12 protein-coding genes are annotated in these 14,591 nt (G+C 54.4%); all 12 read right to left on the reverse strand.

The annotated features are described in order from the left end of the window. Positions 1–120 precede the first annotated feature (120 nt). The 12 genes from KP80_RS21005 to KP80_RS21060 are packed head-to-tail and all read right to left on the reverse strand — an operon-like array spanning position 121 to position 13,779. Positions 121–636: a serine acetyltransferase gene (locus KP80_RS21005; protein WP_052285585.1), complete on the reverse strand. Its 516-nt coding sequence runs from the start codon at positions 634–636 to the stop codon at positions 121–123. A gap of 12 nt (positions 637–648) precedes the next feature. Further along, positions 649–2,073, reverse strand: coding sequence for a DUF4832 domain-containing protein (locus KP80_RS21010; protein ID WP_052285586.1), 1,425 nt, complete (start codon positions 2,071–2,073; stop codon positions 649–651). Positions 2,074–2,090: 17 nt separating this feature from the next. Continuing rightward, entirely contained in the window at positions 2,091–2,501 is a 411-nt protein-coding gene (locus KP80_RS21015) for a hypothetical protein (RefSeq protein WP_052285587.1), read from the reverse strand. 2 nt (positions 2,502–2,503) lie between these two features. Continuing rightward, positions 2,504–3,619: a glycosyltransferase family 4 protein gene (locus tag KP80_RS21020; protein ID WP_052285588.1), complete on the reverse strand. Its 1,116-nt coding sequence runs from the start codon at positions 3,617–3,619 to the stop codon at positions 2,504–2,506. Next, entirely contained in the window at positions 3,612–4,832 is a 1,221-nt protein-coding gene (locus KP80_RS21025; protein WP_052285589.1) for a glycosyltransferase family 4 protein, read from the reverse strand. Before KP80_RS21025 ends, KP80_RS21020 begins: the two co-directional genes overlap by 8 nt. Then, positions 4,829–5,833, reverse strand: a complete 1,005-nt coding sequence (locus KP80_RS21030; protein WP_052285590.1) for a glycosyltransferase family 2 protein — start codon at positions 5,831–5,833, stop codon at positions 4,829–4,831. Before KP80_RS21030 ends, KP80_RS21025 begins: the two co-directional genes overlap by 4 nt. Then, positions 5,826–7,211, reverse strand: coding sequence for a hypothetical protein (locus KP80_RS21035; RefSeq protein WP_052285591.1), 1,386 nt, complete (start codon positions 7,209–7,211; stop codon positions 5,826–5,828). Before KP80_RS21035 ends, KP80_RS21030 begins: the two co-directional genes overlap by 8 nt. Beyond that, a complete protein-coding gene (locus KP80_RS21040; RefSeq protein WP_052285592.1) occupies positions 7,208–8,422 on the reverse strand; it encodes a lipopolysaccharide biosynthesis protein in 1,215 nt (404 codons plus the stop codon). Before KP80_RS21040 ends, KP80_RS21035 begins: the two co-directional genes overlap by 4 nt. Further along, entirely contained in the window at positions 8,419–10,530 is a 2,112-nt protein-coding gene (locus KP80_RS21045; RefSeq protein ID WP_231625943.1) for a GumC family protein, read from the reverse strand. Before KP80_RS21045 ends, KP80_RS21040 begins: the two co-directional genes overlap by 4 nt. 13 nt (positions 10,531–10,543) lie before the next feature. Beyond that, the gene (locus KP80_RS21050; RefSeq protein WP_052285594.1) at positions 10,544–11,095 is read right to left on the reverse strand and encodes a polysaccharide biosynthesis/export family protein; all 552 of its coding nucleotides are present in this window, start codon (positions 11,093–11,095) and stop codon (positions 10,544–10,546) included. Between the two features lies 1 nt (position 11,096). Further along, positions 11,097–12,389: an outer membrane beta-barrel protein gene (locus KP80_RS21055; RefSeq protein WP_231625944.1), complete on the reverse strand. Its 1,293-nt coding sequence runs from the start codon at positions 12,387–12,389 to the stop codon at positions 11,097–11,099. After that, positions 12,373–13,779 carry an undecaprenyl-phosphate glucose phosphotransferase gene (locus KP80_RS21060; RefSeq protein WP_052285595.1) on the reverse strand — a complete coding sequence of 469 codons (1,407 nt, stop codon included), beginning with the start codon at positions 13,777–13,779 and terminating at the stop codon, positions 12,373–12,375. The genes KP80_RS21055 and KP80_RS21060 overlap by 17 nt, the downstream gene beginning before the upstream one ends. Between the last annotated feature and the right edge of the window lie 812 nt (positions 13,780–14,591).

Here is a 14,591-nt window from a genome sequence, read left to right on the forward strand (position 1 = left end):
GGGGGCGCGGCGCCCCCCTTAGCCCGTTCACGGGTGCAGTGGGTTTCATGTTCTACAAAACACCAAGTGAACGGAATCGTGCACTCAACTGCCAAATATTAGCCACGCAAACGGCTGAGACTATGCATCCCCACGCGGCGTCAGCACCCTAAACCCTGCACCAACGGCAACCGCTCCCGCTGGCAGATCTTTGGTCACTACGGTTCCTGCGCCAATCGTCGCGCCGTCGCCAATCGTTACCGCGCCAATCACTATCGCGTTGGCACCAAACTCCACATCGTTACCCAACACCGGGCTGGCGCTGACGGTCCCATCGCGGTGCGTGACGTTGCCGATGGTCACGCCCTGGCGCAGCGTGCAGTTCTCACCTATCACCACATCGCGACCAATCACTATCGCGTGCGGATGGAAAATTTTCAGCCCGTAGCCAATACGCGCATGGTGCGGAATTTCGACGCTAAACAGGCATTCGGCGATCAGCTTATTGAGGATAACAAACGGCAGCCCTAGCAGTTTGGCCAGTGGATTGCGGCTGCGCCACAGCGTAGACATGCGATAGAGCAGGATCGCCATTTTGGATTTTAAGGCCCCCGCGCCGGCAATTTCCCGCCAGGCGCGTTGCATATTGGTTGCCATGTTCAGGCCTCCTTATTGGATAGTGACAATCGACAGACGGTACCAGCCGTCGCTACGCAACCCTTCGTTGGCGAGCTTGATACGGGCCTGTTGATGTTCATCGACCAGCGCCACGTCGAGATGATAGCGGCCGGGTTTAAGATCTTTTGGCACCAGTAGCGTGAACTGGGTCGCCTGTTGGCCGGGCAGCCACTGGCGAATATCATCATTGGTCATCGACTGCTCAACGGTATTATCGCTGGCATCCTGCAGCCGCCACGCTACGCGATAGCGCAGGTAAATAGGCGCAACGCCGTCGTTTGTCCATTGGGTTGTGAGCTTCAGCGATTGTCCGGCTTGGGCAAGGGTGTCGTGAGTCAGGGAAGCCACGCGGAAACGGTAGCCAATTTTTTCCAGCGCTTTATCAACAATGTCGCGATACTGGGCAGGGACTTCGCGGGATTTCAGATTCAGCGTGCTGGCGTGATGCTTCAGCGCCCAATCGTAAGTGGCCTGCACCTGTTCACGCGTGTAGCGCTGCACCGACTGCCACTCTGCCATGTAGCCGCAAATCTCAAGGCTTACCGGCGCTTTTTTCCAGCTGTCGTCGAAACCCGGGAAGGAGGCCTGCGCGGCGGCAAGGCGCTGCGGATAATCATCGCGCATATGGCTCCAGTCATGGGTAAAGTTGTGCCAGTCGCCCCAGCAGTCTGCGCGCCAGCCAGCGCCTTTTTTCGCCGCGTAGGCGAGCGTTTCACCGCCGCTGATCAGCATGATTTTCGGCGTTTTCGGGAAGGCGGCAATGTGCATGTCCACATAGCGGTTCAGCTGCGCGGGCGTGTAGCGTTCCAGCAGCGGTTTCACGTTCGGGAAGTTGCTGTTATGCCACTCGCCCCACGAACCCACCATGCCAATATCGAGGTAGGCAAGCTCCGGGTTGCCGTCATAGCGTTTGCCAAAGGCATTCAACAGCTTTTGGGCATAGCTAATGAACAACGGGTCATCGAGGTCGGGAACGAAGGTTTTACCATCCGCGGTCCAGCTGCCTTTAATGCCTTTTTTAATCAGCCAGTCCGGAATGCGCGAGCCGGACTCTGGTTCTTCCAGCGTCATAAAGCGCAGCCCCACGTTCATGGCGGGATTATGGTGAGCCGCTACCGCAAAGGCGTTATCGATCAACGCAAAATTGTACTGCCCCTCAACGGGTTCGAGGTCGCTCCAGTAATAACGCTGATACTCAATACCGGTATCCGGATAAAGAGAATGCGGCAGGCGTTCGCCGTAGCCGTCGTGGAAGCTTGCCACCCCATTGCCGGGATTGGTCAGCGGGCCGCTGATGGCTTTCGGCTGTACGGTGGTTTGGTTCTCAGCGCTTTGCGCGTTGGCCGATGATGACGCAAAGGCCAGCGCGAAGATGAGCGGGATGATTCTGCCTGAACCGAGAGTCTGGCAGCGCATGGTGCACTCCTTACAAGTTAGAGAGACTGGCGATGATTGAGCAACCAGTCCCAAAGTCCCAGATGGTAGTTCTGGAAAATATCGATACCGAGCCAGGATTTAATCAGATACAGCGTGATAAACAGCGATCCCAGCCCGAGAATAAGTGCCAATACAACCAGCAAAGAGACGAACAGACGACGCAGGGTAGATTCTTCGCGCGGGCGGCGACGGAAGTCGCGACCGAACAAGAACACCAGATAGTAGCGTCGGGTGAACAGCGGAATACTGCGGCGGAAATCCACCTTGTGCGGGGTCACCAGAGTGATATCCAGCACGGCATTTTCCACCGCGCGTTTCTGTTCGTCGCTCAAAGAGTCGAGCGTTTTCGGGTCCAGTGAACGGTAAAAGCTGTCCAGAACGCGTTGCTGTTTGTCAGAATTGTCCAAAATTAACCTGTTGATTTATTGAGAATCCGTTGATAAACCTGCATGGTGTGCTTAGCAATAGTATCCCAGTTGTAACGGGTCAGGTAGCTTTGGTAATCCTGGCGAGGCTGGTCGATACGCTCGGCAATTTTCTGCGCCAGCGCGGCGACATCGCCGACTGGGAAATAGGCGTCGGCTTCCAGCCCGACCTCCAGATTGGCGGGAATATCACTGACCACCGCCGGCAGCGAGTAGGACATGGCTTCCAGCAGCGCGATAGGCAGCCCTTCGTGGTAGGAGGTCATCGCAAATAATCGCGCCTGCGAGAACACCGCCTGCAGCGTGGTGCCGCTGACAAACCCGGTCAGAATCACCCCCGGTGTTTCCTGGGCCAGATGTTTGAGCTTTTCGCTGTACAGCGTCGGGTGATCGGCATCGCCAACCAGCACCAGCGGCCAGCTGACATCGGCCTGTTTCCAGCCAGCAATCAGATCGTGCAGCCCTTTTTCTTCGACAAACCGGCTGACCGCCACCACGTATTCACCGCGGCGCAAACCGTATTTCGCTAAGATCTCATCAATGATATCGGGGTTAACCGGTGTTGGAGGATTGGCGCCGTTGGGGATGACATGCGCGTCGGTGCGACCATGTTTCTCTTTGATCAAATTGTTGATGACTTCAGAGATAACAATCACTTCGTTGGCGTATTTCACCGCCCAGCGCTCGCCAAGCATCAGCGTTTTACGGGCAAAATCGCCCCATTTTTGCCGGTCGTAGTCCGGGCCGTGATGGGTGAAGACCACTTTTTTGCCCATCAGACGCAGCAGCGGCACCACTAGCCCTGGCCCGATGGCGTGCACGTGCACGATATCAGAGCCATCAAAGCGTGAGGCGATAGCGGCAAGCGTCGAATGGATAATGGCTTCCAGTGATTTTTTCTTCGGCGCCCAAATAGCCCGCGTTTTTACCCCTTTATAGCTGCTGCGGCGATAGGGGACGTAAGGGGAGCGGGCGATAACGCAGATATCAACATCGTTCTGCGCTTTGATGGCCGGGTAGAGATTCTGGCAGTGCGTCTCTACGCCGCCTAACACGTCGGGGATCCCGCGCGTCCCGAGTACCGTGATGCGCTTAGTCATGTGCGCTTCCCTTTAACAATTTTTGATACAGCGCCATCAGCGCGTCCATGTGCACTCGCAGAGAGTATTTGTTTTCCAGCCGCTGGCGGGCGCGCAGGCCCATCTCGCGGGCGAGTTCAGGCTCTTGCGATAAATCATCGAGGATTGCCGCCAGCTCGCCGACGTTACCCGGCTCAAACAGGCGTCCTTCCTGGCCATCACGGACCTGTTCGGGAATACCGCCGATATTACCGCCCACCACCGGCTTGCCGAAGGACATGGCCTCCAGCACCGACATCGAGCAGTTCTCATAGTATTCAGACGGGACAATCACTGCGCGAGCATGACGAATCAGCTCGTTGAGGCCTTCGCCCTGCTGCTGATAACCGAGGAATTCTGCCTGCGGGAAGCGGGTGCGCAGATCCTGATATAGCGGGCCATCGCCGGCGATTTTCAGCGGCAGCGGATGCTGCATCTGCTGATGCGCCTGGGCAAGGGTGGCGACCCCTTTTTCACGGCTCAGTCGACCGATAAACAGGAAGTAGCCGTCATCGCGGGTATCGCCCATCGGCAGGGTGTCATCAATACCGTTGACGATAACGTCGACGGGAACGTCGGTGATTTTGCGGATGACCTGTTCACGCAAAAATGCGCTTGGCGAAACAATGGCGTCCAGTTTGTGATAATTACGCGCAATATCCTGCCAGGTGGCTTCCAGCGACAGCAGCAGGCTTTTGCCCGCCGAGCCCTCCTGGCAGCGATAGCGGAAGGCATTCCACACCGAACCTTTCAGGCAGGCATCGCAGACGTGCCCGTCGCGCAGCATGGTGTAAGACGGACAGACAATTTTATAGTCGTGCGCGGTGAGTAGAGTTTTGCAGCCGAAGCGTTTGGCGATGGCGATGATCGACGGCGTCAGCTGGTGATAGATATTGTGGAAATGCACGATATCCGGCTTTTCACTCAGCAGCAGATCGTTGAATTTTCGGCACGCCTCGGCATTGTGAATAAAATCGATGGCGGTCTTAATCTTGCCTTTCATCCCGCTATTACCGTGGTAGTCGACATTGCTGACAAACCATTTTGCGTAGTCGGAAGGGATGTTTTTCTCATGTTGCATGGAGAAATCCATCACCTGAACGCCGGCCGCTTTTAAATGGTCTCGCTCCTGAAAGTAGACGGTCTCCGCGCCACCTTTGATGAAAAAGAATTTATTGACGAGGAGCACTTTCATTTTTCGATATCCTGATGACTAACAACGGTATTTTCGGGTGGTTCTTGCGGGTTCGGCAGCGGCGTGAGCAGGCCGCGAATCAGCCCGGCGGAAAAGGCACTCAGATTTAGCACGCTGTGCAGGCCTGCCAGCAGCGAGCGGTTTTTAACGGTTTTTAACACCACAAACAGCACCAGCGGCAGCAGGGATAGGCCGAACAACGCAAGGTGCCCACTCAGCAGCGCCACCAGCACGACCAGCCAGTAGAGGGTAAAAACCGCTTCGTTACGGGTGATTTTCAATGCATCGCGAAACCACGGTTTCCCCCATGCGCTGCGCAGCAGTTCGCCCGGGCCGCTAAGAAAGCGACTGCGCCAGCGGTAGCGCAGCATGGTGAAGGTCGACATCACGTGGGAGGTATGGCTGAAATAGGGGACATCGAGCCGATGCAGCTTGTAGCCGGCGTGATGCAAGCGAAGACCCAGCTCGGCCTCTTCATAGCCGTGCAGGCCGCGATGGGTCAGATAGCCGATTTTTTCGATAGCGCTACGGCGATACAGCCCGCCGCCGCCCAGATGGTCGCAGTCACCCAGCGGGTAGATTTTATGGATACGCTGATTACGGGACTTAAACTCGTAGTTGCTGCCCTCGTCCATCGTTACCCGACCAGCCACTCCAGCGTACTCCGGATTAGCCTGTAAAAACGCTACCGCCGCGTCAATAAAGCCCTCTTCCAGCTCCATGTCGCCGTCCATCAGCAGCAGAAATTCACCCTGACTGTGTAAATAGCCGAGCTGGTGGCCGACACCGCAGCAGCGCTCTTCCGGATGCACCAACGACACCACCGTCACGCCTTTGGCGCTGGCCAGTTCGCGGGTGTTGTCGGTCGACAGACTGTCCGCCACGATGATTTCGTGGGGATAGGCCGCCAGCTGGCGGTCGATGCTGTCGATTGTCTTCTCAATGCCCTTTGCCTCATTAAATGTCTTAATGCTGGCCGTTATAAAAGGCGAGTTATTCATACTCTCTCCGGATTGAACGATGGACGGTGCGGCGGATAACCAGTGCCGAGCCGCTCGTCAGGTAAAACAGGAACTGTAATAAAGGGATAATCATTAATGTCTGGCTGTAGGGGAGGCTCAGCAGGCAGGCGATGATAAACACCGTAAACGCCGGGCCGTAGCACAGTAGCTGCACGTCTTCTTTATCCAACTGGCTGAGCGCCAGCATCGGGCGTGGCCAGGTGATACGCACAATCCACAGCAGCAGGCTGATAAACAACGTGGTGCCGACAATGCCCACTTCCCACAGCAGCATGCTCAGCGAGGTGGAGTCGAGCACCAGACGGAAGATAATGTTCAGGTAGCCTGCGGAGACGGCGCTACCGCTGTTGGTGGCGTTCAGGCCGTAGCCAAACAGCATGCTGGAGATCCCCCACATGTCGCTGTGGCGTGCCCAGAAGAATATGGTGGTAAGACGGCCCAGTTCACCGGTGGCGGCCATGATGTAATTGGTATCGAAAATGTAGTCGAGTGAGTCGAGGAAGATGCTAAGCGAGCTTTTTCCCGCATCGCCGCCAAAGGCCGACGAGTAACCGGCGGCGAGGACCATAATCGCCAGGGTGATGAGCCCTCCCATCACCGCGAAAATGACCAGCAGGTTTTTCATCGTCACTTTGCTCACGCCGTTAACCCATGACGGCATACTCCAGACCAGCGCCAGCATAAACGGCGACAGCAGGATGATGAATTTCACTTCGCCGAGGATACACAGCAGGAACCCGAGGCCAATATGCAGCGCGGCGGAGCGCCAGGTGGTGACGCCGTGTTTTAGTTCAGAGAGCTTCATCAGCATAATCAGCAGGCAAAACATCCCCATCACCGCCGTGTTACCGCCGCCCATTGGGTCACCGCCGAAGGTACCCACCACCGAGTCCCACTTTTCATCTTCGCCGCGCATGGCCACGCGCTTGGGCAGCACAATCAGTACCTGATAGATGACCAGCGGAAACTGCGCGTAAAAAATCCAGTACAGCACGCGGCTAATGCGATAAATCTGCGACTCCCGGCAAAATCCCAGCAGCAGACAGAACAGTACCAGCGACATGCCGACTTCGTTTTTAATCCCGATAATGGTGACGGTGACGCCACCCTGTAAAAAGGTGCTGATGAGGGCCAGCACCAGAAAACAGAGGTAAATCACCAGTACCATCATTTCCGACAGGTCGAGCGCCAGCGGCGTGCGCTGGGTTTGGATCAACAGCATTCCGGTCGTCACAAACGCCATGATCACCGGCAGCCACAGCACCGCAAGAATGCCGGTGAAGTACTGCACCACGCCGCAAAAGCAGAGGGTGAGGATGGCGTAGATCTGGATCCAGAGTGCGTTGTTGAGGCTCATGGCTGCGTCATCTGTTGGCTAAGAGAAAAGGCGCGGCGATTCATCTGTCGCCAGATAAACAGGTAGCGCAGCAGCGTCAGCAGTGAGAACGTCAGCACGGCAATTGGGTAGCTTTGTCCGAAGTAAGGCAGTACTAAAAACGCCAGTAGGGTAATGGCGAGCTGCTCGACTTGAATACGCAGAAAGTAAAAATGCGAGCCAAAAATCAGTTCGATGACGGTCAACGGGCTAATCGCCAGCGCCAGGAATAGATACGGCAGGATGTAGCGAGACGACGGCACCGAGGCAATCCACTCTGCGCTAAAGCCGAGTTTCATCACCAGCGGATAGAAGATCAGTACGCCCAGGGTACAGATGATCGCCAGTGCCAGCAGCAGGCGGCGGACTTTTTTGTATTCCGGATAATTGAAGGTGTGGTTGCGAAAATCCATCGACCATTTTGAGAAGATCGAGTTGCGAACCGCGTTGCCGACAATGGTGACTGGCGACAGGCAAAAGCGCATCACCACCGAGAAGTAGCCGGCGACCAACGCCGAGAACCAGAAGTTAATTAGCATGATCGGCAGATTATTGTTGACCATCGCCAGCACTTCCGCGGTACCCACTTTGCTCAAGTGCTGGCGGTGCTCGCAAAAGAACGCCACGTTGCTGCGAACGCCCCAGTGGGACCAGCGCAGCGTGCTAAGACGAAACGTGCGCACGATGCAGCCAACAATCAGCACCAGCATCGAGGCCGTCCACAGCCAATAGAACGCCTGAGTGCGCGAGGTGATCAGCAGGGCGGCGATGACCACTACCGAGACCATCATGCGTTGGAACACCAGGAAGCGGTAATTGCCGGTACGTAGCGACAAGTTCTCCGCCACCAACACCAGCGCGTAGCTTAAGGTCAGCAGATAGAGGAATAGCACGTCGAGGTGGAACAGCCATGCGGTCAGGAAGGCGTAGGGCGCGGCGATAATCACGCTTTGCACCACGCAGAACACCACGTTGCGCGCCAGCTGTTCATCATCCGGCTGGCGTGGGATCAGCAGCTGTGAAGCAAAAGTACACACCTGCGCGCCGACCAAAACAATGCTGTAGATCAGTGAGTAAATCCCCACTTCTGCCATGCCGTATTTGTGAGAGATAAACCAGATCGACAGCGCACCGATCAACTGTGAGATGACCGACGAGCTGGCAATGGTGGTGATACTGCGCAGTAAATTCATCGTGATTTCACCGGCGTCATCAGTTCACCGACCTGCTGGTTGAGCAGGCGCTGGCCTTCTTTGCTTTCAAGGCTATCGTGGCTGACCCGATTGAGTACCGCACCGGTCACGACGTTTTGCTCCCGCTTCAGGGTCGCCAGCACCGCCTGTAGCTCGCTGGTTTGCAAGCGTGCGGACTGAATCACCAGCACCACGCCGTCCGACTGACGGCCAATCAGTTGGCTATCCTGAGCCTGGTTAACCGCCGAGGTGTCGATAATGATGCGCTGATATTGCGCGCGTAGTGTGGTGAGAAGCGAAGCGAGCTGTGGTGAGGTAAGCAACAGCAGCGCCGAGCCACTAAGCTGGCCGTGCGGCAAGAAATCCAGGCGCTCACTTTGTTTTATCCGAACGTCATCGAACGTTTTGCTACCGAGGATGACTTCGGCCAGGCCCGGCGCGTTGTCTGCCGAGAGACCGCCGCTGTTCATAAAGTCGGTATCGATAAGCAGGGTTTTCTGGTCGATGCTAAAGGAGGCGGCTAGCGCTTCGGCGACAAGGGTTCGGCCTTCACCGGCTTCGCTGGATGCGATGGTGATGACCTGCGGCGACGGCGCGCTCAGCTGAATCTGGGTGCGAATCGCATGGACCAGATCGGCGCGTAGCGGATCGCTAAGCAGACGCTGCACCATTTGCTGGCGAGTGCCGCCCGCCGGGAATGCGGGCAGTTCACCTAGCGGCGTCTGGTTGAGATTTTTGGTCAGTTGGCTCATGCGGGTGACCGCATTATTCAGCGCGGCACCGACGATAATCCACACCAGATAGGCCAGCGTTACCAGCACGACGACGATAATCCACAGCATGGGTTTGTTTGGTTTTGCCGGACGTTCCGGCGGTACGGCCGGATCGGAGATCACCGCGTCGGGCTGATCGAGGGATACGGAGAGCGCCTGTTCGTGCGCGCGTTGGTAAAGCGTCTGATACAGCTCCTGAGTTTTATTCAACGCCGTCATCATGGTGTTGTACTGGTCGCGTTTACTCGCCAACTGCTGGAAGTTGCCTTTTTGGCCATCCAGCATCGTTTGATAGCGTTTTTCGTCATCTACCGCCGCTTGATACTGCTGACGCGCGCCGCGCGCCAGTTCGCTGAGAACCTGGCCTATCTGGGCATTGACCGCTCCGACCTGGGCCTGGGCTTCCAGAATTTTGTCATGCTTCGGTCCGTAGCGTTTACGCAGTTCAGCGAGGTTACGGCGCGTTTGGATGAGGGCAATGCGCAGATCCTGAATTTGCGCGTGACCGGAGAAATCCGGCAGCGAGATAATGTCTTCCGGCGAGTGTTTGGCCAGCGCTTTTTGCACCTCGTCGTACTGCGACTGGGCGGCAATGCGCCGCTGGGTGGCGTCAGCCAGGCGATTGGTGATAATCCCCAGCTCTTCAGTTTCGTAACCATCCACGCCGCGGAAGGTCAGCATGTTTTCCTTTTTCAGGTAATCATCAATCGCTGCCTTCTGCGCCACCATTTGCTGCTGAACGCGGTCCATCTGCTGCTGGTTCCAGCGCTGGGCCTCTTCGATCGCTTTACGTTTTTGTTCCACCGAGTAGTCGATGTAAGCCTGCGCTACCCCATTAGCAACGCGAGCGGCCATCTCAGCGGAAGGTGACTGGTAGCTGATATCAATCAGCTGCGTGTTCCGCACGCCGCTCACTGACAGATTGTTGACCATATTTTTCAGCGCTTTTTCCATGCGCAGCGCGGCGTTATCCGCCGTGCTCTGCGAAGCATCAAAGCCGCCGTTAAAGGTCGGTTCATTATCCAGTTGCAGTTCGGTAATCGCCTTTTGCAGCACCACGCGGGATTGCACCAGCGCGTACTGCGTTTCATAGAAGTCGCTGCGGGTCGCGTCGTAACGGCTCAGCTGCGGGAGCGGCGTGGCATCGTCCTGCAGCGCCTTGATCATCACCGCCGAGGTCGCCACGTATTTTGACGGAATCAGCTTGATCAGCGGGAACGCAACGACGGCGGTCACCACCATCACGATCAGTAGACGCCAGATCTTGCGGCGAATCTGCTGGGTGTATCTGGAGAACTCAACCACGTTTTCCAGCTTTTTTCCTTGCTCAACCATGGATAGTTTCATATCAGAAGAAGCTCATACCAACGATGACGGTGTCCCCAGGGCGCAGCGAATGGCGAACGTCCACGTTTTCCAGCAGTTCATTACTGCCCGAGCGGCGAATGCTGAGGTCATGTTTATCTGCGCGGTCGGTAAAACCACCGCCCAGCGCCAGGGCTTTTTCGACGGTCAGACCGGGCTGCCACGGGTAGCCATCCGGTTTCTCCACTTCGCCGAGGATAAAAATATTGCGGAACTGCGTGACGGTGACAGTCACCATTGGGTTTTGCAGATAGTCGCCGCGCAGGCGCTGAGTCAGCTCTGCGCTGACGTCTTCCGGCGTTTTGCCGAGCAGCCGCAGCTGTCCGATATACGGATAGCTGATAGTGCCGCTGCTATCGAGTAAAAAGCGCATGCTCATGTCCGGCTCGCCGGCAACGGCAATATTGATTTGATCGCCTTCACCCAGCCAGTAACGATTGTCCTGGGAAGGGGGATCCATTAACGGCACTGGCGTACTGCAGGCCGTGAGCAGGCAACTGGATAAAAGAAGAAGCGTCGCGAGTATATTTTTCACGTTAGATTTGTACCCTGGCCGTTAACATAATCAATTGGTTGTCGTAACCCAGCGTTCTGTCCACTTCCCGATCGTAGTTTGGCCCAATAAAGAACGAGTCGGTCTTCTTGTTGGAACGCAGCGTATCCATTTGGTACTTCAGTTCGAAATTGATTGAGGGGCGGAAATCATAGCTCGCGCTCAGGGTCACCACCCCGTCGCGATCTTTACGATTGTTCGCCTGTTTCTTGTAATCCTCCATCACGTAGGTGTAATCGACGGTGGTAGAGAACCGGTCGACCCACCAGTGATGCGTCCATGACAGCCCATTTTCAGTAACCTGAACGTAGCCGCCCACTTCGGAAGGATCTTTAATGCGCTGGGCGCTGTGCAGGGCGACCGCCGACTGCTTCAGCGGCTTCCACTCCATTTTGATATCCCAGTTCAGCCCGTTGAAATCATGGGCATCGGGCTCATTGATAAACTGCTTATAAAGCCACGATACGTTGGCATCAATGCTGGTTTTACCGGTGATTTGCCCTTTATAGCCGTAGAGCAGGTAGTACTCATTGCTGTCTTTTAGCGAGCTGGTTTCATAACGCCGCTGGTTGGTAATAAAACTATAGCGAAAGCGGTTTTTCTTGCTGTACATATCAAACAGTTCCACCACCAGGCTCGGTTCATGCCACTCCTGATCGCGGATGTATTGATAGAAATCCCCGTCGGCGTGACGGACATCATCGAGGTCGGTAAAACGCAGCTGCTTGTACAGCAGGGCGGTTTCCAGTTTGCCTCGACCTTCCGGTGCACCGTAGCTGTAGCGCACTTCATTACTGAGAAAACGGGTTTTCAGCGGTTTGTTGATGCCAAACTCACTAAACTGCTGCGGAAGAAAACCTTCCGAAATACCGCGCCCGCGCTCTTCGTGACCGAGCGTGTCCTGAAGATCAAGGCTTAGTCCATGCATTTGGCCATAGCGCCACTGGCCGTTAAAGCGGAAGAAATGATTGGCGTAGCTATCTGCGCTATCTTGCGTATACGTCCTGTAATCGCCGGAATACATCAGCAGATAGCGGTCTTCATAGCGCTCACCAATCATGCGCAGCAGCGGGCTGACGTGGTAAAACGAAGAGCTGATTTCGTTTTGCGCCCACGGCTGATAGGTGACGTTGCTTACCTGTCCGTAATCGACGGCGACCTGGCTTTGAACATCGATACCGGCCACGCCGATGTGCGACTTCGGCACGGGCAGAGCCCATGCCGCAGGTACCGCCGCCAGACCGGCTATCAGCAGCGCGCTAGTAGGCGTTCTCACCGGAAAAGCCTTTGGTCATGGTTTTAAGAATGATTTTGATATCAAGCCACAGCGACCAGTTCTGGATGTAGTCAATATCGTACTGTACGCGTTTTTCCATTTTATCCAGCGTATCCACCTCACCACGATAGCCGTTGACCTGCGCAAGCCCGGTAATACCGGGTTTGACCTTGTGGCGAATCATATAGTTATCGACAATCTGGCGAAATTCTTCGTTATGGGCGACGGCGTGAGGGCGCGGCCCAACGATGGACATTCTGCCCTGTAGGACGTTGATAAACTGCGGCAGTTCGTCGAGGGATTTACGGCGCAGGAAAGAGCCGAAGCGGGTGACGCGCGGATCTTCTTTTGTCGCCTGGATGACAACGTCCGCATTTTCCATTACACGCATGGAACGGAATTTATACACCGTTATTTTTTGACCGCTTAAACCGTAGCGATCCTGCTTGAAAATAACCGGGCCGCGTGAGGTGAGCTTAATCCCAAGTGCAATAATCAACATGAGCGGGGAAATGAGAATCGTTATTATGGTACCGAGAATTAAATCTTCCGCTCGCTTAATTATTGCGCCACCGTCATCAAAGGGAGAGCTAAGGATACTGACGGCTTGCATATTACCGATCATACGAACTTCGGTGGTATGGGTGCTGTAGGAATAAAGGTCGGGAACAATAAAGGTATCAACGGTGGTATCCGATAACATCGCAATAAAATGACGAATACGCTGAACGGCGGCCATCGGTAATGCAATATAAATTTCGTCCAGGTCTCCTTTGCGTGCTCGTTCCAGCAGATCGTCTACTTTTCCACGATAAGGCGCACGAGTGAGATAACCAAAACGACTTTCATCGCGGTCGTCATAATAGGAGAGATCAATTTTCTCGCTGCTATATTCTTTTAACAATTCATTTTCGGCGGCCAAGCCGGCAGGAGTCATACCAACAATCGCGACGCGTATTGTTTTTTGACGAAATTGCTTGAGTAATATTAGTCTGATAATTAATAGCGTTAAAAGTGGCACGGCGTAGGGCAATAGCGGCGGTGGGAAAAGTGGGAAATCCCAAAGGCCGGTAAGATGCAAGTCATTGAAGTAGTTGAATGATACTCGAAGCACTTCCATAAAGCCGAATGACAAAATGCAGGTGCCCGCGAGGCGCGTAAACTCTTGAGGACGCAGGCTTTTAATTCGATAGCTATAAACGCTGGTATATTCGCCAATTAGCAGGAAAACAATTGAAAACAAAACGCTAAAGATTATGCCATTGTAAAAATCTTGTTGCGAAAATAAGTAGAAAAATAATATTGATGAAAAATTCATTGATAAAAAATCAATGAGTTTGGCAACAATTGGATATCCTCGCCGCTTAATTCGGATACGATGACTAAGCATTTTTTATCTTATTCCTTAATAAGATTATTCTATATTTTGTGCCATTTTGATTAACCGGTGAGCTATTTTTAGGCATGTGCGAGGGGAGACCCCTGGCGGAGTAAAAAACGCTGGTTAAATCATTTTTTAAATGACAAAGATCAAGGCGTGAAAAGAAGCAGATAAAGATTTCTGATTTTTTCCATGCAAAGGCAATTAAACAGTTAAGGTTAACTGCCAATCTATCCACTGCTAAAGAGAGGGGAGGTTCGACCATGAGAACATCCTTAATCTCGATTTACACATTGTAGCAAATGAAAATAGTGAATGTCTTTCAGAGTATTTAAAAAAATCCTGTAAAGATGTCACGATATTCATACGCATGCGCTCCGAATGACTGACAGCCATGATTTACGATCATAGTCGAAGAATTGACAATTGGCTGGAAAGGGAGGCGGATAAAAATGCGGTGGTGAGGGTGCTGACAAGGGGGTTGTTCTTTCTGTTTGCGCTGTCTTTTAGATGTAAATCCCCATTTTCCTGCTTGCTGCCTGTCAGTGGAGTTAACCATTCTGTTCGGCTTTCTAGCCGGTTGCGCTCCTTGTTTGTCTCATGCCATATAAACGGTGCTGCGCAAGGAGCGCGCAGGGGGCGGCCAATCGCCGCCGCCCCCTGCACCCCCAGGCTCTGGCGGCAGAATCGCCGTTACGCGGTACCCTCAGCTTATGCCTTCCGACTTTCGGGTCGGACGCGAGGTTCCATCCCTGAAAGCCGCGCCCTCAGCCCACATCCCTGTGGGCAGCCCCGGCCTCCAGTCAACGCTTCGGCGATTC

The organism is Kluyvera genomosp. 1 (assembly GCF_001266615.1).
In the GTDB taxonomy this organism is placed as follows: domain Bacteria; phylum Pseudomonadota; class Gammaproteobacteria; order Enterobacterales; family Enterobacteriaceae; genus Kluyvera; species Kluyvera cryocrescens_A.

Excerpts from the sequence above, each read along its gene's own strand:
- KP80_RS21005 (WP_052285585.1), bottom strand. The coding sequence starts at position 636 with ATGGCAACCAATATGCAACGCGCCTGGCGGGAAATTGCCGGCGCGGGG.
- KP80_RS21010 (WP_052285586.1), bottom strand. The coding sequence starts at position 2,073 with ATGCGCTGCCAGACTCTCGGTTCAGGCAGAATCATCCCGCTCATCTTC.
- KP80_RS21020 (WP_052285588.1), bottom strand. The coding sequence starts at position 3,619 with ATGACTAAGCGCATCACGGTACTCGGGACGCGCGGGATCCCCGACGTG.
- KP80_RS21025 (WP_052285589.1), bottom strand. The coding sequence starts at position 4,832 with ATGAAAGTGCTCCTCGTCAATAAATTCTTTTTCATCAAAGGTGGCGCG.
- KP80_RS21030 (WP_052285590.1), bottom strand. The coding sequence starts at position 5,833 with ATGAATAACTCGCCTTTTATAACGGCCAGCATTAAGACATTTAATGAG.
- KP80_RS21035 (WP_052285591.1), bottom strand. The coding sequence starts at position 7,211 with ATGAGCCTCAACAACGCACTCTGGATCCAGATCTACGCCATCCTCACC.
- KP80_RS21040 (WP_052285592.1), bottom strand. The coding sequence starts at position 8,422 with ATGAATTTACTGCGCAGTATCACCACCATTGCCAGCTCGTCGGTCATC.
- KP80_RS21045 (WP_231625943.1), bottom strand. The coding sequence starts at position 10,530 with ATGGTTGAGCAAGGAAAAAAGCTGGAAAACGTGGTTGAGTTCTCCAGA.
- KP80_RS21060 (WP_052285595.1), bottom strand. The coding sequence starts at position 13,779 with ATGCTTAGTCATCGTATCCGAATTAAGCGGCGAGGATATCCAATTGTT.